The 17,672-nt window shown below is 58.5% G+C and carries 21 protein-coding genes and 1 pseudogene; 5 read left to right on the top strand and 17 right to left on the bottom strand.

What is annotated here, in order from left to right; translation table 11 throughout:
* Positions 1–477: 477 nt before the first annotated feature.
* The 4 genes and pseudogenes from AC6I65_RS09110 to AC6I65_RS09095 form a co-directional block, all read right to left on the bottom strand.
* Positions 478–696: a DUF8074 family membrane protein gene (locus AC6I65_RS09110; protein ID WP_497901597.1), complete on the bottom strand. Its 219-nt coding sequence runs from the start codon at positions 694–696 to the stop codon at positions 478–480.
* Between the two features lie 131 nt (positions 697–827).
* Positions 828–1,141 (bottom strand): annotated as a pseudogene (locus AC6I65_RS09105) (IclR family transcriptional regulator domain-containing protein).
* A gap of 231 nt (positions 1,142–1,372) precedes the next feature.
* The gene (locus AC6I65_RS09100; protein WP_497901596.1) at positions 1,373–2,416 is read right to left on the bottom strand and encodes a zinc-dependent alcohol dehydrogenase; all 1,044 of its coding nucleotides are present in this window, start codon (positions 2,414–2,416) and stop codon (positions 1,373–1,375) included.
* Positions 2,417–2,838: 422 nt separating this feature from the next.
* Entirely contained in the window at positions 2,839–3,753 is a 915-nt protein-coding gene (locus tag AC6I65_RS09095) for a Gfo/Idh/MocA family protein (RefSeq protein ID WP_497901595.1), read from the bottom strand.
* A gap of 1,071 nt (positions 3,754–4,824) precedes the next feature.
* Between AC6I65_RS09095 and AC6I65_RS09090 the strand changes: the two genes are divergently transcribed.
* Together AC6I65_RS09090 and AC6I65_RS09085 are read left to right on the top strand one after the other, a co-directional pair.
* On the top strand, positions 4,825–5,694 hold the full coding sequence (locus AC6I65_RS09090) for a ParA family protein (protein WP_497901594.1): 870 nt from the start codon (positions 4,825–4,827) through the stop codon (positions 5,692–5,694).
* Positions 5,691–6,137 (top strand): DUF7970 domain-containing protein, encoded by a 447-nt coding sequence (locus tag AC6I65_RS09085; RefSeq protein ID WP_497901593.1) that lies wholly within the window; start codon positions 5,691–5,693, stop codon positions 6,135–6,137. The genes AC6I65_RS09090 and AC6I65_RS09085 overlap by 4 nt, the downstream gene beginning before the upstream one ends.
* Before the next feature lie 479 nt (positions 6,138–6,616).
* On the opposite strand, the gene AC6I65_RS09080 is transcribed toward AC6I65_RS09085, so the two are convergent.
* Together AC6I65_RS09080 and AC6I65_RS09075 are read right to left on the bottom strand one after the other, a co-directional pair.
* Positions 6,617–7,000, bottom strand: coding sequence for a CGCGG family putative rSAM-modified RiPP protein (locus AC6I65_RS09080; RefSeq protein WP_497901592.1), 384 nt, complete (start codon positions 6,998–7,000; stop codon positions 6,617–6,619).
* A gap of 67 nt (positions 7,001–7,067) precedes the next feature.
* The gene (locus tag AC6I65_RS09075; RefSeq protein ID WP_497901591.1) at positions 7,068–7,301 is read right to left on the bottom strand and encodes a DUF2249 domain-containing protein; all 234 of its coding nucleotides are present in this window, start codon (positions 7,299–7,301) and stop codon (positions 7,068–7,070) included.
* A gap of 143 nt (positions 7,302–7,444) precedes the next feature.
* Here AC6I65_RS09075 and AC6I65_RS09070 point away from each other — a divergent pair, with 143 nt between their 5' ends.
* Positions 7,445–8,095, top strand: coding sequence for a helix-turn-helix domain-containing protein (locus AC6I65_RS09070; RefSeq protein WP_497901590.1), 651 nt, complete (start codon positions 7,445–7,447; stop codon positions 8,093–8,095).
* On the opposite strand, the gene AC6I65_RS09065 is transcribed toward AC6I65_RS09070, so the two are convergent.
* Positions 8,092–8,496, bottom strand: a complete 405-nt coding sequence (locus tag AC6I65_RS09065) for a MoaD/ThiS family protein (protein WP_497901589.1) — start codon at positions 8,494–8,496, stop codon at positions 8,092–8,094. The genes AC6I65_RS09070 and AC6I65_RS09065 overlap by 4 nt on opposite strands.
* Before the next feature lie 73 nt (positions 8,497–8,569).
* Positions 8,570–9,802, bottom strand: coding sequence for a hypothetical protein (locus tag AC6I65_RS09060; protein WP_497901588.1), 1,233 nt, complete (start codon positions 9,800–9,802; stop codon positions 8,570–8,572).
* Between the two features lie 96 nt (positions 9,803–9,898).
* On the opposite strand from AC6I65_RS09060, the gene AC6I65_RS09055 reads away from it, so the two are divergent.
* Positions 9,899–10,144 (top strand): hypothetical protein, encoded by a 246-nt coding sequence (locus tag AC6I65_RS09055; protein ID WP_497901587.1) that lies wholly within the window; start codon positions 9,899–9,901, stop codon positions 10,142–10,144.
* 27 nt (positions 10,145–10,171) lie between these two features.
* Here the strand turns inward: AC6I65_RS09055 and AC6I65_RS09050 are convergent, their stop codons facing one another.
* The 7 genes from AC6I65_RS09050 to AC6I65_RS09020 form a co-directional block, all read right to left on the bottom strand.
* The gene (locus AC6I65_RS09050; protein WP_497901586.1) at positions 10,172–10,882 is read right to left on the bottom strand and encodes a hypothetical protein; all 711 of its coding nucleotides are present in this window, start codon (positions 10,880–10,882) and stop codon (positions 10,172–10,174) included.
* Positions 10,883–10,937: 55 nt separating this feature from the next.
* On the bottom strand, positions 10,938–12,656 hold the full coding sequence (locus AC6I65_RS09045) for a cytochrome c oxidase subunit I (RefSeq protein WP_497901585.1): 1,719 nt from the start codon (positions 12,654–12,656) through the stop codon (positions 10,938–10,940).
* The gene (locus AC6I65_RS09040; protein ID WP_497901584.1) at positions 12,657–13,202 is read right to left on the bottom strand and encodes a cupredoxin domain-containing protein; all 546 of its coding nucleotides are present in this window, start codon (positions 13,200–13,202) and stop codon (positions 12,657–12,659) included. It lies immediately after the preceding gene.
* 3 nt (positions 13,203–13,205) lie between these two features.
* Positions 13,206–13,352 carry a hypothetical protein gene (locus AC6I65_RS09035; RefSeq protein ID WP_497901583.1) on the bottom strand — a complete coding sequence of 49 codons (147 nt, stop codon included), beginning with the start codon at positions 13,350–13,352 and terminating at the stop codon, positions 13,206–13,208.
* Positions 13,353–13,639: 287 nt separating this feature from the next.
* Positions 13,640–14,005: a hypothetical protein gene (locus AC6I65_RS09030; protein ID WP_497901582.1), complete on the bottom strand. Its 366-nt coding sequence runs from the start codon at positions 14,003–14,005 to the stop codon at positions 13,640–13,642.
* Positions 13,995–14,402 carry a hypothetical protein gene (locus tag AC6I65_RS09025; RefSeq protein ID WP_497901581.1) on the bottom strand — a complete coding sequence of 136 codons (408 nt, stop codon included), beginning with the start codon at positions 14,400–14,402 and terminating at the stop codon, positions 13,995–13,997. The genes AC6I65_RS09030 and AC6I65_RS09025 overlap by 11 nt, the downstream gene beginning before the upstream one ends.
* A 2-nt stretch (positions 14,403–14,404) precedes the next feature.
* On the bottom strand, positions 14,405–14,659 hold the full coding sequence (locus AC6I65_RS09020) for a hypothetical protein (RefSeq protein WP_497901580.1): 255 nt from the start codon (positions 14,657–14,659) through the stop codon (positions 14,405–14,407).
* A 448-nt stretch (positions 14,660–15,107) separates the two neighbouring features.
* Here AC6I65_RS09020 and AC6I65_RS09015 point away from each other — a divergent pair, with 448 nt between their 5' ends.
* Positions 15,108–16,106 carry a tyrosine-type recombinase/integrase gene (locus AC6I65_RS09015; RefSeq protein ID WP_497901579.1) on the top strand — a complete coding sequence of 333 codons (999 nt, stop codon included), beginning with the start codon at positions 15,108–15,110 and terminating at the stop codon, positions 16,104–16,106.
* A 240-nt stretch (positions 16,107–16,346) separates the two neighbouring features.
* On the opposite strand, the gene AC6I65_RS09010 is transcribed toward AC6I65_RS09015, so the two are convergent.
* Positions 16,347–16,640, bottom strand: a complete 294-nt coding sequence (locus AC6I65_RS09010; protein ID WP_497901578.1) for a HalOD1 output domain-containing protein — start codon at positions 16,638–16,640, stop codon at positions 16,347–16,349.
* A gap of 78 nt (positions 16,641–16,718) precedes the next feature.
* Positions 16,719–17,207, bottom strand: coding sequence for an Lrp/AsnC family transcriptional regulator (locus AC6I65_RS09005; RefSeq protein WP_497901577.1), 489 nt, complete (start codon positions 17,205–17,207; stop codon positions 16,719–16,721).
* Positions 17,208–17,672 lie beyond the last annotated feature (465 nt).

The raw sequence follows: 17,672 nt of genomic DNA, 5'->3' as shown, positions 1-17,672 counted from the left end.
GCCATTTGGGGCGTTTCCGACTCGAGCGTACGCAACTGCGACGTACGCATCTCGAGAATTCTCGACGGAGAACGGCTGGGAACCGGACCGACCGTCTATGACGCCGGCTCACGGTCGTCCTGACGGCGTCATTCGGCGCGTCGACTCGATTCTCGACTGAGCGGTTCAGACCAGGGATCGACGATTAGTGCGCGAGGGTCTATTTCGGTGGTGCGATTCACTCCACTTCAGGACCGGCGACCTCCCTTCATTCGAGTCGTCGCTCGAGTGGCGACCACCGGTAGGTACTCACGAGGCTAATCGAGGACGGAGCGTCCGAACTGTCCATAACGGAACTGGTCCAAAATAGTAGTCGTGGAAACGATTCACCCATAGGTTGCAGGCAGTCGGTCGGAACCAGCCGTTCCGGCCCTCCAGTCGCGACCGAGGGTGCAATGACGTTCAACGCCTGCTCTAGTCGAACGCGGTAGCAAACTGTTAGGCCTCGTTCGGATTCATGTCTTCGTCCTCGTTCACCCTCGTCAAACGGTGCTGGACGTAGAACCGGAAGTAGATCGTCCAGATCAGGGCGAACACGAACATGATTCCGAAGAACGGTGGTCCCTCGACGTCATAGGTCATCACCACGAATCCGCCACTGATCAGGACGCCGAGATTGTACATGAACATGGCTCCGTCAGCTATCGTGAGGTTCATGGGATACGTAGTCCGGAAGCCCGTAAAAAGGAGGGGGTTCTTCGAACCTACATTCTCCGACGGATAGCCCCGGCCAGTCGAGAATCTCCCAGGTCCTCACGGTGTGATTGCCCTCGAGTGACCGAAGGCGATCACAGCGACGTAAGATTAATCTCGATGACGTTGACGCTTTGTCTGATCATCTCCGAGAGGTCGCCACGAAGCCGATCCTCGCCCATTCGGCTGGCCGGTCCGATGACGCTCAATGTACCCAGCACCGTCCCCGACTGGTCCGTGACCGGCGCACCAACGCCAACGAGCCCTGTATCATTTCCTCTTCGTTGTACGCAATACCGCGTTCTCTCACCGCCTCGAGTGTCTCGAAGAGGTCGTCGGTATCGGTGATCGTTCGGTCCGTCTGCTGAGCCAATTCCCGTTCCTCGACGATCTCGAGCGTCGTCTGCACCGCCTGGATCCGTTTTTTCTCGCTCGAGTTCTCTCGTCGCTAGGGCATGTTCTCGCGATTCGTTCCCGGTTTCCTTCACTGTCCAGCTCTGGTAAACAGCTGTGGCACGAGGCTCGAAATTCGAGGCTCCAGATTCAAGACCGTACTCTTCGATTCAACGACGAGGAAGTCGAAATCGGAAACCGATAATCGAAAACGAAATACTGGAAACCGGGAACCGGAACCGCCTCACTACGGCCGGAGAACCGCCTTGACGACGCCATCGCGCCGTTCACGAACCGTCTCGAGTGCCGTCTCGAACTCCTCGAGCGGGAACTCGTGTGTGACGACGCCGTCGATTGTGAGGTCGTCCCGCCGGAACAGTTCGATCACCTCGTCGACCGCGTGGGAGGCAGTCACGCCACCGACGACGGTCAGTTCCTTCGCGACGATCTGGTCCGGATCGAGTTCTTTTCGCTGGCCGAAGACGCCCGTCAGGACGATCTTCCCCTGCTTGGCGGCGCTCTGGACGCACGTGTCGAGGACGTCGCCAGCCCCGGCGGCCTCGACGCAGACGTCGACGCCCTTCCCGTCCGTGTGCTCCATGATCGCCTCGACGGGGTTCTCCTCGTAGACGTTGACCGTCCGCGTCGCTCCAAGACGTTTTCCCGCCTCGAGCCGTGCATCGCGCGTGCCTGTCAGGACGATGTCCTTCACGCCCTGTGCTCGCAGGAGTTGCACCCCGTAGAGACCGAGCGATCCCGGCCCGAGGACGGCGGCGGTGTCGGTGAACGACGTCTGAATACGCTGGAGGGCGTGGAGCGTACACCCTGCCGAGTCGATCTGGCTCGCCTCGACGTCCGAGACGTCGTCCGGAAGCGGCGTCAGCGTGTACGCTGGCCAGGCGGCGTACTTTCGATAGCCGCCGTCGACCGTGAATCCGATCTCCTGCAGGTCCGTACACTGGTAGTACCGGCCGTCTCGACACGCCTCGCAGGTGCCACAGTAGACGAACCCGTGGAGCGCGACTCGCTGGCCGACCTCGAGGTGGTCGACGCCCTCGCCGAGTTCGACGACCTCGCCGGCGACTTCGTGACCGAGCACGACCGGGTAGTCGGTCCACGGCGGTCCCTCGCCCTCGATGAGGCCGATGTCGCTGCCACAGATACCGATCGCACTGACGCGAACCAGCGCCTCGCCGGGTGCTGGTTCGGGAATTTCGCGTTCTTCTGCCCACACGTCTCCGGTCCCGTCGGTGACGACTGCCTGTTGTCCCTCCGTTCGATCGACGCTCATGTCGTCGCGATCACCTCGTTACCCTGCTCGCTCGCGTCCTCGGCTGCCACGCGAACGGCGTCCGAAACGGCCGTTTCGAACGACGGTCGAAGGGAGTCGTTCAATCGACGTTTGCCACCAGAATGACGACTGCCTTTGCCGACAGTTCTGGTGAACAAACCGATCACTCCTGGAGCGCTGCTCGTGTGAATTACTTCCATAGTCCGGCTCAGTCTGGTGGTGACGCTCGACGTCGATAATACTACCGATGCTCCCAACCCCTCTCGACGTGGTGTTTCGCCTCGTGAACCATCTCGAGACGTGCGCTGTTCACAGAAAGCCAGCACGACCGCCAGGCTGACCGGGCTAAACCGAGCGAGGACGAGAGAACGGACGCTCTCACGACCTGTGCCGGCTTCGGGTCTCGAGACTCGCGTGTAGCGTCAGTAATAGGGCTGGTAGTCCTCGAGGAACGCCCGCCCGTCCACGCTGTAGGCCGCTAACGAGTCGGACGTCGGCGTGATCGTTCGGCCCGTTTCGAGTGCGGCGTTCGCTCCGAGCAAGAGGGTCGCAGCGTCGAGAATTCGTTCGCCGGTCGCCTTACGCGCTCCAGTTATGGCCTCGACGAACGCGTTCAGGTAGACCCGATACATCCCCTTGAGGTCGCCGTCGCTGGTTCCGACCTTCCGGACCATCGTCTCGTCGCCAACGCCGACGAACGTGAACGTTTCACGGTCGCTTTCTCCATCGAGTCGGACAGTAGCATGCGAGCCATCGACGAAGACGACGTCGACCGATTGCCCCGGGCCATCAGCAGGGGCGACGCTCGCCCACCGATGGCCGACGAGAAAACAGATCGCGTCGACGACGTGACAGCCGTAGTAGAACGGATTACCGTATCCGACGCCGTAGAACAGCCGACTGTCGCCGGCAACCTCAACCGAGCGAAGGGAGGGATGGTACGGTACCGCGGAGCCGCCGAACAGAGGCGTCTCGCCGGCGGCCGTCCGGATCGCTCGAACGTCCTCGAGCGACCCAGCGATCGGCTTGTCAACGGCCGTCGGAACGGCGTCACGTAAAAAGGGGACGGCGAGGTCACGGTGCGTGGTCCAGTCGACGGTCAAAATCATGACCGCGTCGACGTCGTCAGCCATCTCGAGCGGTTCGTCGTACAACGTCGCTCCGTTTCGTTCACTGTAGGCTCGAGCGTACACTCGATCTCGAACGGCTCCCCCGTCCCAGACGCCCGCGAGCGAGGTTTCCGGGTGGTTTCGTATCGCCATCGCGTACGACTCGGCGTGGCTCGTATCTAACCCGACGATGCCGATTTCGACCATTGCCGGCCACTGACGGTTCATCGACTTAAATTGCTCGCGAATAGGGATGCAGTGTTACGTGAGCAAGGGAATTTGTATAGCACAATATAGTATATGGGGTCGTGGTTTATATACTGCATCGGTCGAATTGCGCCTGCTCGTGGAGGAGTACGAACGAAGCGTTCTCGAGCGGAGGCGTCATCGGGCAATTCGGAACCCAGACTGTTGGCGAGAACGACGACATTTACTTCTCTCTCTCTGGGAGGGCCGGTCGTGAGTCGAGCCCTCTGCCGAGTTCCGGGCGTCCAGGTTGTTGACCTTCGAAGACTGGCTCACTGGAGAGTCGAAACGTGCCTTGAGGCCAACTCCCACTCGAATTTACCACGAGACGGTAGCTTTCCCATGGCTCAACCTACTTCGATGAAGACCTACGTTCAGCCAAAATCTCTGTAGCTCACGGTTCGATACGATACCGGGAGACGTCGTCCCAAGTTCGGGGGGAACGTGACGCCCAGTGGGGACCACCTGTATCGCCAGCCATTATCGTGCATTCCGCTGTGCGAGATGCGTACGCAATCAAATGAGTCCCCGTCACTCGCCCGACGTCCACATAACTGTCGGTGGCGTGGCCTCGGATGACGCCGAACTCCCTCCTCAGACCGCAGCACCGAGTTGGGGTGCTACCCAACCTGGGGCCCCAACAGTTCCTGAGGCACTAGAATCAGCGAGGGTGCCTATGCTACCTTACTAATCTGCTTACTCTGAGCTATCTTGGTGACCTGGCCACCCTTCTTTTGACGAGCTACCTAAGTCAGCTACCTCAGGTAACTTCCCCAAGTTGCCTACTCTACCTATTCGACCCGACTTACCCAAACCACCTATTCCGACTATTATTCCTGTTTGACCCATTGCGCCTATCTAGGCCATACTGCCTGCTTGAACTATCGCACCTACTCAGCCTATTGTGCCTATTCAACCTCGGGAAGGCCCCTACGGTAGTTTTAAGCGGACCACGTGTGAGGATGCAACCGACAAGCGTGATGGTCCAGAAACGAGGAATAGGCACAATAGGTGACTATTCCAATTTCCGATTCGAAGCACGGAGGGGAGCGCATGAGTGACACAGAAACGACTCGAGCAGTCAGCGTCGTCATCCTGAAAGGCGGCGTCGGGAAATCGACGATCTCGATGAACCTCGCGCGCCAACTGACCGAACGCGGGCGAGTCCTGTTCGCCGACCTGGATCCGAACGGTCACGCGACGAACGGCCTCGGATTCGGAGACGCCTATCGCGACGAACTCACGCTCGGCGACGTGATCCTCGACCAGGGAGACGCGACCGCCGGGGACCTCATCGTCGAGACGCCGTTCGGATTCGACCTCCTCCCGTCGTCGAACACGCTCGAGGACGTCGAAAAAGATCTGGCCGGAGCCCTCCAGGGGTCGGCTCGAGTCAAAACCAAGATCGTCGACCCGCTCCTCGGCGAGCGCTACGACTACATCGTGTTCGACTGCCCCGCGTATCCAGGGATGCTCAACAACAACGCGCTGGTCGCTACACAAAACGTCATCATCCCGCTCGAGCCAGGCTCGAGTTCGATCGGCGGGTACAAACGAACGATGGATCGGCTCATCAAACCAGCGCGGGAGTACATCGACATCGAGGTCCTGGCGCTGGTTCCGAACAAGCTCCGCGAACGGATCGACCAGCGGACCGAGGACCGCGAACTCCTCGAGAACCTGAACACCGCCGAGGCGACCCAGGGAAAGATCCCGAACTTTGCGCGGATTACGCCGGCGGAGTTCGACGCGATCGACGACGGCGAGATGAAACCACCCAAACCAGGCGTCCGATACAGCGCAGCGCTCTCGAAGTCACTCAAGGCCAACCAGCCGCTCCTCGATTACGACCCGGAGAATAGTCAGGTCGAGAACTTCGAGGAACTCGCGACGATCGTCGCCAACGGGGGCGTCGAGCGGTGAGCGACGAGAACCCGTTCGATGATCTCGGTGGGCTCGAGACCGAGGAGACAGATTCGGCGGACGAACAGTCCGAGCCAGCGGCCGAAGTCGCTTCGCAGGCGCCGTCCGACCCATCGTCGGCCGATCGAGTGCAGTCGGACACGTCGAAACAGGAGGATACGGGCACGGACGCGGCGGAGAACACAGATACCGAGACGGACGCGAACGCGGACCTCTCGGGGCCGTCGTTCGAATACGCAGAAGTCCAGCAGCGACCGCTATACGTGCGTGAGCGCACGTGGGACGAATTCGAAGACGCGGTCGGAATATCCGTGGTTCCCGAGTTGCGACGGGAGGGCGTTCGGGACGAAGCGAAACGCGAGATACACGACGCCGTCATCTCCCTCGCGGTAGAAGAACCGGAACGATTGGTCGAACTCATCCTCGAGCGTCGGCGAGACTGAATTCTCGCCTACCTACCGTTTCGCTAGACTAATCGGGTATGAAATAGTTCAGTGTCGGGTACGTGCCCAGTTGCCCGATAGAGTATCGAAAACGGGCGAATATAGCTGGCGACGTCTCGGCAGTACACATTTCGATCGATAGAATCGCGATTCGGATCGATGGGGTGTAATATGGAGATAATACGATCCATATCAGGCGTTGGCGGCGCTTGCAACATTCGCAATCCTGGACGAGAACGCTCGATAGGGAACGACTGCTTCACCACGTATCTCGGTAACTCAATTCAGTTGCAGCGTACTTCTCGCCGAGGACTTCGGTACGAATTCGAGTATAATCGCTAGTCACTCTCTCTGGTAATACGTCGATATCATCTGTTTTCGAACAGGCATCCGAGAAGTGTAATGAGCGCGTCTCTTACGTCGAATTGCATTTGTAGAAGTAGATTCAAACGGAACCCGTCACTACTCGAGGCGCGGCGCTATCGGACGTGGACGCGCGTCACGTGTCCGCCACACCCACATTGCTCGACGTACTCCCAGTCGACATCGCCGTCAAATCCTGTCTCGAGGGTCTCGTACAGGTACGATTCGGGGTGGCCGTGGGCGCCGTGAGTCACGAGGTTGACGTGGTGGCCCGAGGTCGTATGTTCAATTGCCTCGAGGGCCTGTCGCCGGACCAGCTCGGCGTCCTCGCCGTGGGCGGGTTTCTCGAGGTTGGCCGACCAGGAGTTGTCGTGGACGCGGTCGGTGATCGGTTGGGCGTCGTGGTCGTGGTCATGCTCGTGTTCGTGGTCGTGGTCGTGGTCGTGATCTCCACCGGAACCGTCCTGGTGACCGTGATCGGTACCGCTTGTGGTGGTCATACCCGTAACTAGTGCCTCGAGCGGGAAGACATCAGTCCCGAATATATTCGCACGGCTCGATTCAGACTCAGGCGTGTTCGATCCGGACTTCCCACTCGTCCGCGGCAACCTCGGTCGTTTCGTGGGTGAAGCCCTTTCCCTCGAGGACGCCATAGAGCGGGGCCGGCTCGAAGCTATTGATCAACAGGAGCGTCTCGCCATCCTCGAGCGCCTCGAGTTCGTTCATGATGTCGCTGAACGGTTCGCCGTCGATCTCCCGGGCGTCGAGAACGCGGTCTGCGTCGGTATCGTCGCTCGTCATCGGTTCACTGTACGAAAACCACCGTGGTAGGGGTTTCGGCGATCATATTCCCCTCGTCACGGTTCAGCAACTGCCCTCGTCTCGGCCCAGTAACCGAATATGTTCGTCGCCAGTTACTGGGCGCGTCCCCACCCATTCAACGTATGCCACGCGCAACGCTCCAGATCGCGATTCCCGAGGCGATGTGGATCGCTCGCCTCTCACGGACCGACCTGCTCGAGGAGGTTCGCATCCTCTCGGCGATCCCGAGCGGCGCCCGCGGGACCGCCGTCGTCGAACTCACGGCACCCGATCCGTCGGCGACGATCGATGCGATTCGCGACGTCGAAACCGTCGCCGACGTCGAGGTGCTACAACTCGAAAACGACCGCGCACTCCTCCAGCTCGAGACGCAACTCCCGGTGTTGCTCAACGCCGCCCGCGAATCGGGCGTGCCGATCGGCATGCCGTTCACGATTCGGGACGGGACGGCGACCTGGGAGATCACGACCTCGCACGACCGGCTCTCGGAACTGGGAGCGCAACTGGAGGCCTTCGGCGTCGAGTACGCCGTCGACTCGATCACGCCGGAGATAGACACGTCGCAACTGCTGACCGATCAGCAGTTTCGCGTGATGGAGACGGCGCTCGAAGCGGGGTACTACGACACGCCTCGCACCTGCACGCAGTACGAACTCGCCGAGGCCGTCGGCGTGGCTCGCTCGACGTGCAGCGAGGTCCTTCATCGGGCCGAGGAACGGATCGTCAAGGCGTTCATGGGCGCGACCGCCGAACCAGTTCCAGTCGACGCCTAACAGCAGAACATAAACGGGTTCATCAACGCGACGCGATCACCCTCCTCGAGTCGCGTCTGGAATCCCTCGTTGTGCTCGTTGAATCGGCCGTTCACCAGAATGCGCGCGTACGCTCGCGTCTGCTCGCCTTCGGGGTTCTTCCGCCAGGTGCCCGGCAGTTCGGCGGGTGCTGGAGCCCATCCCCTGGCCGTCGACTCGGCCTCCGTCTCGGCGATGAGGAGGTCGGCGACATCGTACTCCGCGAAGAAGGCCTCGAGGAACTCCGCGAGCGTCGTTCCCTCGAAGGTGAACGGGAAACGGTGTCGACCGACAGTGGTTCGGACGTGGCCCGTACAAGTGACCTCCACCGTCGTCGATTGCGTCGCCTCAGCGTGATCCTCAGTCGTCGTTCGTGTCGCCATAGCGTTCGATACGGTGGCCAGGAGCAAACGTCCGGCTCCGAATATGTTCGTGGCGAACGAGGCCGCCCGCCGGTCACTTCCCTCGCCGCTCGAGGAACACCGCGAACACGACGGTCGCGTACACGACCGATCCGGCGAGAACGACGAGGCGACCACCGCGTTCGACTACTGGAGCCGAACGGAGCAAGCCGCTGACTTCGACGAGGAGACCGCCGGCGAGCAGCGCGATTGAGAGGCTGGCAGTCCGATCGTCGACGAGGGAACTCGAGGCGACAGCCGGCGGGTAAAACTGGTAGGTCACGCCGACGACGGACAGGCCGAGCAACCCGACGAGCGCCAGCCGGTAGTGCGCGTCGAAGGGGTTGCCGGGGATGCCGAACCAGTCGGTGGCGAAACTCAGACCGAGGAGGGCCACGCCGGCCCCGCTGAGGACGCCGAGGGTGACGGCGTAGAACCCCACCCGACGACGGTCGCTCCGGGAGAACATGTCGACGTAGGCGAACGCGAATCCGATCAGGGCGGTCGCCTCGAGCACTGCGCCGACGAGAAAGAGCGAGTCGCCGAGGAAGTCGCCCGCCAAGAGCACCGGGCCGAGCGCGCCGGCCGGTAGGACGAGGGCGACGAGCCACGTCCGGGGCGAGACGACCAGAAATCGTGGGAGGAGCCGAAACCCGACGGCGAATAACAACAGGGCGGCCCCACCTGCCGTGAGGAGGTGCGTCACCGGCGGCCCGCCCGCGACGAGGGACTGGTCGAACTCGAGCCACTTTAGGACGGGAATCGTCGCCCCCGCGAAGACGTAGAGGGCAACCACGGGGACGAACGCGTTCGCGTAGCGATCGACCCACCGGCGGTCGGCGTTCGCGTCTCCGGTCCCGGTTTCGCGTCCCGAGAGGTTGTCACGGATCGTCCACCCGATCGTGGAGACGAAGACCAGACACCCCGCGAGCCAGAGGGAGGCGCCGATTCCGGTCAGCGTCTTACCCGTCGCCGTGGACAGTGGACCGATGCTGAGGTCGATACCGGCGCTCGAGGCCGCACCGAGTGCGAGACAGACCGTGCCGACGGCAGCCAGGGGCAGGTGGACGGCGGGTGCCCTCGGGAACGCGAGCGTTCGATCGAAATAGGACGGCAGCAGGCTGTATCCCTTGCCGAAGACGACGTGGAAGACGAAGCCGTACAGCCCGAGCGCGACCCCGACGCGACGACCCGCGCCAGCGACGGTTGCGAGCTGCCAGCTCACGAACCACACGATGCCGATCGCGACGAATCTACGCGCCCACCGGGCTTTGATCGCCGTGCTCATTGGTTCCCCTCACGAGATGGACGGTATAGAACCTTGATACCAGGCCGAACACGTTCGCCGAAATGGTTTGGACCGCCGTTCCGCATTCTCGTCGGTATGGCGTCAACAGACGAGGGTCGATCGGTTCCGGAGGCGGACTGTTCGTCCGAGGAGTGGTGGGCGTACGTCGAAGCGGTGGAACTCGAGCAGGTTGCGACCGCCCACCGGACGCTCGAGCAGTGCGGGACGCTGACCGCGGCACAGCGGCTCGTCATCGAGGAACTGGCGGCGACCCTGGTCGCTGAGCTCGCTCCCGCCGCCGGTTCGATTCGCCGTGGAGTGTCGTTCACGAGCGACGAATGAGCGTTCATCGGGAGTCCGATCTGGCGGTCACTCGCCGTCTGCCGGAACCGTCCGTTTGTACCGCCGTAGCGTGTCGCCATCCTCGTCGCGAAGTTCGACGGTGAACTGCTTCTGACCGACGACCGTCTCGAGTTCGGACCGTCGAATTTCGAATTCGTACGGAGGCTCCTCGACAGTTTTGACGTGTTCCCGTCCGGACGTGACGACAACGTGGTCGATCCCCGAGGGATCCGACAGCGAGCACTCGACGAGTTCGTCGACGACGGTGCACTCGAGGTCGGGGTCGACGTCCGGGCTTCCCGTTCCGTCGTCGACGAGCGTCCCGAAGTCGAGCAGCATGGGGGATACCGGAGCCATCCCGAGGACGAGGACGATCGTCAGGAATACCGAAAGGTTGAGCATCGATCCTTTGCGAGCGACCGTCCGCGTCAGGGGGTGATTCGCCGTACGTCGGAGGCGGATAACCCCCGGGAGCAGGACGAGGTGCGTCAACGGCCCCCAGACGATGAGCGCGAACCCGTAGGCCGCGACGAAATACAGGAACGACCAGGAAGGGCGATACGAGAGCAACAGATTCGCGGACGACCAGCAGAAGAAGCCAAAAAACAGCAGGCCGACGCTCTTCAGCACCCGCCAGATAGGGGTGTTGGCGTAGTAGACGCTCAGGACGTCGTTCCAGGTCCGTCTGCACAGACCGCTGGCGAACGAGAATACGGATGAAGACGTACGGTCGGTCATTGTTGGATGTCGTGGTGTTGTGGCGGTGGTTGAGAGACGAAGGCAGGTGAAACGGCTACAGGCCGATTTTCCAGAGTTGACTGAGCAGGTACCAGTTGAGGAGGTACGTGATCACGAACGCCGTCAGGAAGACGAGACACAGGACGAACGTCCCTCGCATCTCGTAGTGGTGGACGGACTCACCGCCGTCGGCTGCGAGTCCACCGTCGGGCGTGATGTCGTCGTTGTCGCCGGGTTCGATACGCTTGCAGAACAGAACCGAGCCGACGGCGAGTACCAGAAACAGGACGCCACCGGCGATCGCCAGCAGGGCGAACACGCCGAAGACGTTGAACAGCGGTCCTGCCGCGCTCAGGCTGAACTCGGTCCCGGGGATGTTCTCGACGACCTCGGTCGTCCGGCGGGGGACACCGTAGAGGATCCCGACGTACATCAGCATCAGCGTCGCGATCGCCATTGCGCCCGAGTAGAGGTACGGCTGGAGCGAGGCCAGTTTCGGCGAGATGAACTGGCGCATGAACAGCGTCCGGATGACGAAGTACGTCAGCCCCATGAAGGCGAGCGTCGTGCCAAGGACGACGGTCGCGTGGAAGTGACCGACCGTGGCGAGCGTGTTGTGCCACGTCATGTTGAGCTGGAGTTGCCCCATGATGACGCCGGTGATTCCCCCGAGGAACCCGAACAGGATGATCGAGAAAACTGTCGCCGAGAACATCGGGTTGCGCCAGGGCGCGCCGGTGAGCCAGCCGAATAGCCCGCCGCCCAGTCCGCGTCGGCGTCGTCCGGCCTCGATACCTGCGGGAATCGCGAAGGTGTGAATCAGGCTGGCGAACGTCGCCCCGTAGAACGCGTAGGAGGTGTTGAAGATACGCCACCCGGTCGAAACAGCGGGATCGGACAGCAGGTGGTGAGCGGCCCCCAGGTTGATGAAGAACAGGTACAGGATGAACGCCGTTCGCGAGACCTTCTCGCTGACGACCTCGGCTCCGCCGACGACGTGGGTCAGGAAGTACCAGACGGCGATCATCGCCACGAGGTTGATCTGCTGGGTCCCGTGGCCGGCGATCCAGTACAGCTGACGGTAGATCACGGCGTCGACCGAGGCGATGATCTCCATTCGCCAGAGGAACGCGTAGCTGAACGCGGCGAGACCGCCGAGGATCGCCTCGACGGCGATGACCGCGGTGGTGAACGCCGCGAACGTCACGAGCGGGAGCGTATGACCCGCGTTCTCGCGCTTCTCGACCCAGAGCGTGGCGAAGAACGGGAGGGCCGCGACGGTCGCCCCCAGCAGGAAGACGATCACACCCGCGTAGAAGAGCGGCTCTGACGGGTTGGGGACGTACGCAGTCAGCAACGGCGCTTCGTTCGGCGCGCTCGTCGTCCAGATGCCGTAGTTGACCGCCACCGCGCCGAGTACCATCGTCGCCCAGCCGACTTTGGCGAGGATCGGGATCGACAGTCGACGACCCAGAACCATCGGCCCGCCCACGTAGAGGATAGCGATTTCCATGAAGATCATCCAGAAGATCAGGAGGTTCCACGCGTGCATGCTCAGGTGCGTGTAGAAGTCGCCTGCCTCGAGCAACCCGACGAACTCCCAGCGCGTCATCGCCACGGTGAAGGCGAAGATGCCGCCCACGAGCAGCGCGACGATTGCCGTCAGGGCGAAGAGCTTGGTGGGGTTTTCGGCGGAGCGATGGATCCGCAGCCCCGTCACCGGGCACGTTCGAAATCCGTCGGGACCGTAGTCGTTGTCGAAGAGACCCAGCATCTAAACCCCCTCCGTAACGACGATCGTACCGTGCATGGTTCGGTGTCCCTGGCCGCAGAACTCGTTACAGATGATGTGGTAGGTACCTGTTTCGTCGAACTCCATCGGCACGACCCACTCGTAGCCCGGCAACACCTGCAGGTTGATCTGCTTGCTCAGGTTCGCTTCGGGCCGCAGCGAAAACCCGTGCTGGACGTCGTAGGAGGTGAGGTGGATGTCGTACTCCACCCCGGTCTCGAGGACGACTGGCGCGCCGTCCCACATGAATCGCATGCCAGCCAGGTACACGTCCGTCCCGTCGGGGACGAGCCCGTCCTCGGTCTCTTCAGCCGCGTCTTCGTAGGTGGCCATCTTCTCGCGGAACTCCTCGGCCGACACCTCGTAGGTTTCGCCGGTCGGATTCTGGTCGCCCGTTCGTGTCCAGACGCTCATCCAGCCGAACAGGATAATCGACCAGATTCCGCCGAGTCCGAGCCAGACCGTCTCGCGTCGGTTGATCTTTTGATCCCACCAGTTGCCCTCGGGCGGTTTGATTGGTGACGTCATGGTTCACCCCAGCGGAACCGAAAAGACGTCGATTGCCCCCCAGATCACGTACACGAACAGGAAAAACGCGAACGCGAGGATGGCGAGCACCCATATTCGATCGTATATCCGCTGCATGAACGGTATCTCGTCAGCTGACTGTGTCGTCATTCGAATCTCCCTGTCGGTCATTTGGATAACGGTTCCATGGCCGTTCTCACGCACATGTTCGTAACCGTTCCCAGCCGCTGAGAGACGATTCACATCCTATCAATCACTGGTGACAGCCCGAGTGGCAACCGTGACTACGATGGTTGCGTCTCGAGAAGCAGGTAGCGAATCTGGCAGTCAGGAGTATGCAATTTGCTCACTCGTTCGCTCGAGACGGAAGTTAAATGAATAAGTAGAGAAAAAGCAAAGAGGCGTAGAGAATATCACCGCGAAACTAATTGTTTGAGTTAGGAAGAGAACCCTAATTCAGATTTTATGATCTCGAGGTTATCTTTGCACCATGTTACGTGATCGTCATCTGCTTCCCAGCAATCGTACCGGGCCTGTTCGCTCCAGTCTTTCAATTCTTTATAATTTAGATAAAGTGAACGGCTCGATATGTGGTCCTTAATATTCCTATTTCTTTCAACATGATTACCTGAGTCAATATTTTGTTGTGCTAATTTTCGCTCAACGTGATGAAGCGCGCTATAGAAATATACGGTAACTACCCATTCATTTATATCATCTATTTCGACTGATTCATTCAGTTCTCCAGCAATGAATTCGTTCTCTTCTGCCTTTGATTTATGTTGTTGTTGTTCAAGCGGCATTGAATTCCAGATTGCTATACACTTCCTTTGCGTCGTCTGCTATATTAATGTCCCCCACATCATCTCGAACAACGACGTGTGTTAACAATTCTAAACCACCGAATCGGTCTAAAAGGTCGTACTCAACGCTGTAGATGTTTCTCCTCACGTCGCGGTTTTCCCTTTCAAGCATGATCCAATACTCAGCAATCCCTTCGTAGGGATTAAATCTTTGATAAATCTGTGTAACCTCTTCTATTGCCATGATTTGATTCAGAAAGAACTCATGAGCAAATTGAGCACGATCTATTTCAAACGAGGTGGATTGTGATTCTGAGGAGATTTGATTGGTTTCACTATCTATCCCTGTCCCCTCATTGTTTGATAGATTGAACTCCTTGTTATTTGTTGCAGACATCTCTATTCATCACCTTGATTTGCCATGAGTTCGTCAGGGACATCTGAGGTTCGAACGACATTTTGTGATGATATTTGATATATTGGTTCACCAGCAGGTGTGTATTTATCTTCTGCCCTCATTACTTTTTGGAGCACTAATTTCACTTTTAGGCTAGTACCATCTTCTAATTCATATTCGTTCCATTCCTCAGATACTGTGTCAAAATCAACATCTTCAAATTCCGCAACCTCTCCATCAGGGAGTTCAATCTTCATCTTGACCCCACGTTTCGATAGCCGTCAGGAAATACTTTCGGTCCAAGCCAACCAGTGAATCTATTTTGGTAGAGTTAATGTCTGGATTGGATCTCGCCCATTCCGGAATCAACAGGCGAGAACAGACGTAGACAGGTATGATTTGTAGAGAAAGGACTGCTCTTAGCCAGACTTGCCGAAAAGCAAAGACGGCGATACGGTTAAACGGTAGAAAGTGTTATCTCCTTGTCCTATTTCGTCACAATCGCAAGACGGCACGGATCACAACCAGTTTACTTCACGAACGTGGGACAGCGTTACGCTGGGTGTTTAAATACAACCGGCTCACGTCTGCTGTTTCGCGAGCGTGAAGCGAGTGGGTTGGGGCAGAACACACCCACTTTGCGTACGATTTCTTCAATAGCGAGTTCCGCGCGCCAAAGGTCTTCTCACGGATTTCGTGAGATCAATGCCAACGAACCAATCACCGCTAGATCCGATCGAGCCGCGAGACGCCCAAGCACTGTACCTGAAACACAAAGCGACCGAGGTAGCCACGAAGACCCTCCAGGCACACCGATATCGGACCAACCATTTCATTCGCTGGTGTGAAGCGAACGACATAGTTAATCTGAACCACCTGACGGGCCGGAACATACAGGAATATCGCCTCTGGAGGCAAGACGATGGTGATCTGGCGAAGATTACACTCAACCAGCAGATGTCGACTCTCAGGGTCTTTCTCAAGTGGTGTGGGTCGATCGAAGCCGTGCCCGCAGACCTGTATCAGAAGGTGATGATCCCGCGAGTCAGTACCGAAGAGTCCCGTCGCGATGAGACGCTGGACACGGAGACCGCGGAGGCGATCCTTGATCACCTCTCCACGTTCAACTACGCTTCGCTTGAGCACGCCGTAGTGGCCGTCTTATGGGAAACTGGAATCCGCTTGGGGGCGGCCAACTCGCTGGACGTGCAGGATATCAATATAGATGGGGAGTGGATACAACTCGTCCATCGTCCAGACACCGGGACGGTCCTGAAAAACGGAGCGAGTGGAGAACGGCCGATTGCGATTACGATGGAATTGGCCACCCTCCTGGAGGACTATATCGAAAACGGCCGGATCGACAAGGTGGATAAGCACGGTAGAGAGCCGCTGTTCACCACGGCAATGGGCAGGATGCACCGGTCAACTCTCCGGGGAGTGGTGTACCGTACGACGGCTCCATGCTTTCGCAACGACCCCTGTCCGGATTGTACCGGGACTGACAATCGGAAGTGCCCTGAGGCGGTAAGTCCCCACGCAATTCGACGGGGTAGTATTACACACTATCTCACGCAGGATGTTCCCGTTGAGGTGGTCGGTGATCGGATGAATGTGAGCCGCAACGTGCTGGATAAGCACTACGACAAACGGTCGGAGGACGTGAAGTTAGAACAGCGCCGAGCCTACCTGAAAGAGGTGTAACCAAGAGTGAACGACCTGGCAACTCGACAGGTGGACGCGGACTCAATTGATAGCTGGAGTATCACTTGGGATAGTCCTGTCTAGGTCCTTTACCCCACAAACTATCTCCACCTGACTTACCCAAACACCTTCTCCAGCGGCCTTGTTAAAATTCCCAAATAGTGATAATTACCAAATGTTATGCTGAATAGATGGCGCGAATATTGCACGAGCTGAGGGCCGATCCACGGAAGGTCCTGATCAATCAGTACAGGGGATGTTTTGATCGGATGACGGAAGAGACGATCCGTCGTGCTTCTCGACGGCTACATACTCGTCAGAGAATACATTGACCTCACAACTGTTATAGTTGAATGTCACCTTCCCAATGGTCAGGGAATCGTCAAAAATGTGGTCTAAGGCATCGGGATCAATGACCTCGTACAATGGGGGAGTGAGTTCTATAGGGCGAACGCCTTCCGCTTCGGCAACTGCTTCAACCACAGCCTGACTAACACACCTCTCCTCGGCTATTTCGGTCTGGATTTTGTTCACAACCCATGTAGGCCAGCGACCTTCTTGAACCTGTCGGGAGTTAAATAATTTCCAGAGGGGCTTAAACCAGTCTGGAAATCAGCCATCGGTTTCCTCGTCTGCGAACTCCTTCCCAAAGTGATTGTATGGATTGGATCGTTCTTGTTTCATGATCTCCATCCGTTCGATATGCACACCGAGCTTGTCCAGGTCTTTGATGCTCTCCTCAAGGTCTTCTTGGGTATGACCGACCAATTCTAATGACAAGTTCTCGTCATTCGTCAATAACTCACGGATGCTTACGACCCCGGAGACTTCCATAATATCATCTAACAGTTCCTCTCGGTCTGTAAGCGGGATCGTCGCAGTCACGAGCAGGTGGTGGCCCAGCCCGGTTTCTCTGTACTTGACGATGGGATGGTAGCCGAGGATGACACCATGTTCTTCGAGGCGATTGATCCGGTTGGCGACTGTACTGGAGGAAACACCGATTTTCTCGCCAATCTCGGTAACCGTGTTTCCTCGGGCATCCTGTTGGAGCAGATAGAGGATTCCCTTATCGACGTTATCGATTTCTTCACTAACCACATCCAGCGTAACTGACGCATCAGTTTGTGTCTTCTGCCGGAGTCAGCAAATACACCGACTCAATGCGCCGAACCCCTGGTTTGGATCATGCGGCTAACAGGGTGACCAGGTAGTCGGAACGGAACGAAACCGATTGACCATTTCTTCGATGCGGTAAATATGCAGCCGTATGTATCGGTTGATTCCGGTCTGGGATTGTGAAACAAACGAATTCGCTGTGCTGCATCCATCCTCTGTATCTCGCACGACGGTCCTGACTGTATTCTGGTAAGACGTTCAGACAATGCTGAATACACAGCGCGAATGTGGCACGAGCTGAGAGGCAATCAGTGGGGGAGAGTGAATGCTCGGTGCATAGCGTGTACTGCTCACTAATTGGCCAACCAGCGGTAGATCGATCCCCTGTTCAGATCAGACAATCTTCTACCAGAAATGAACACACGTAAATGAACACACGTGTTTCTT

The organism is Natronosalvus sp. KLKA75 (genome assembly GCF_059736265.1).
Note: the sequence above shows the minus strand (reverse complement) of the source record. Positions and strands in the feature narration are given on the sequence as shown.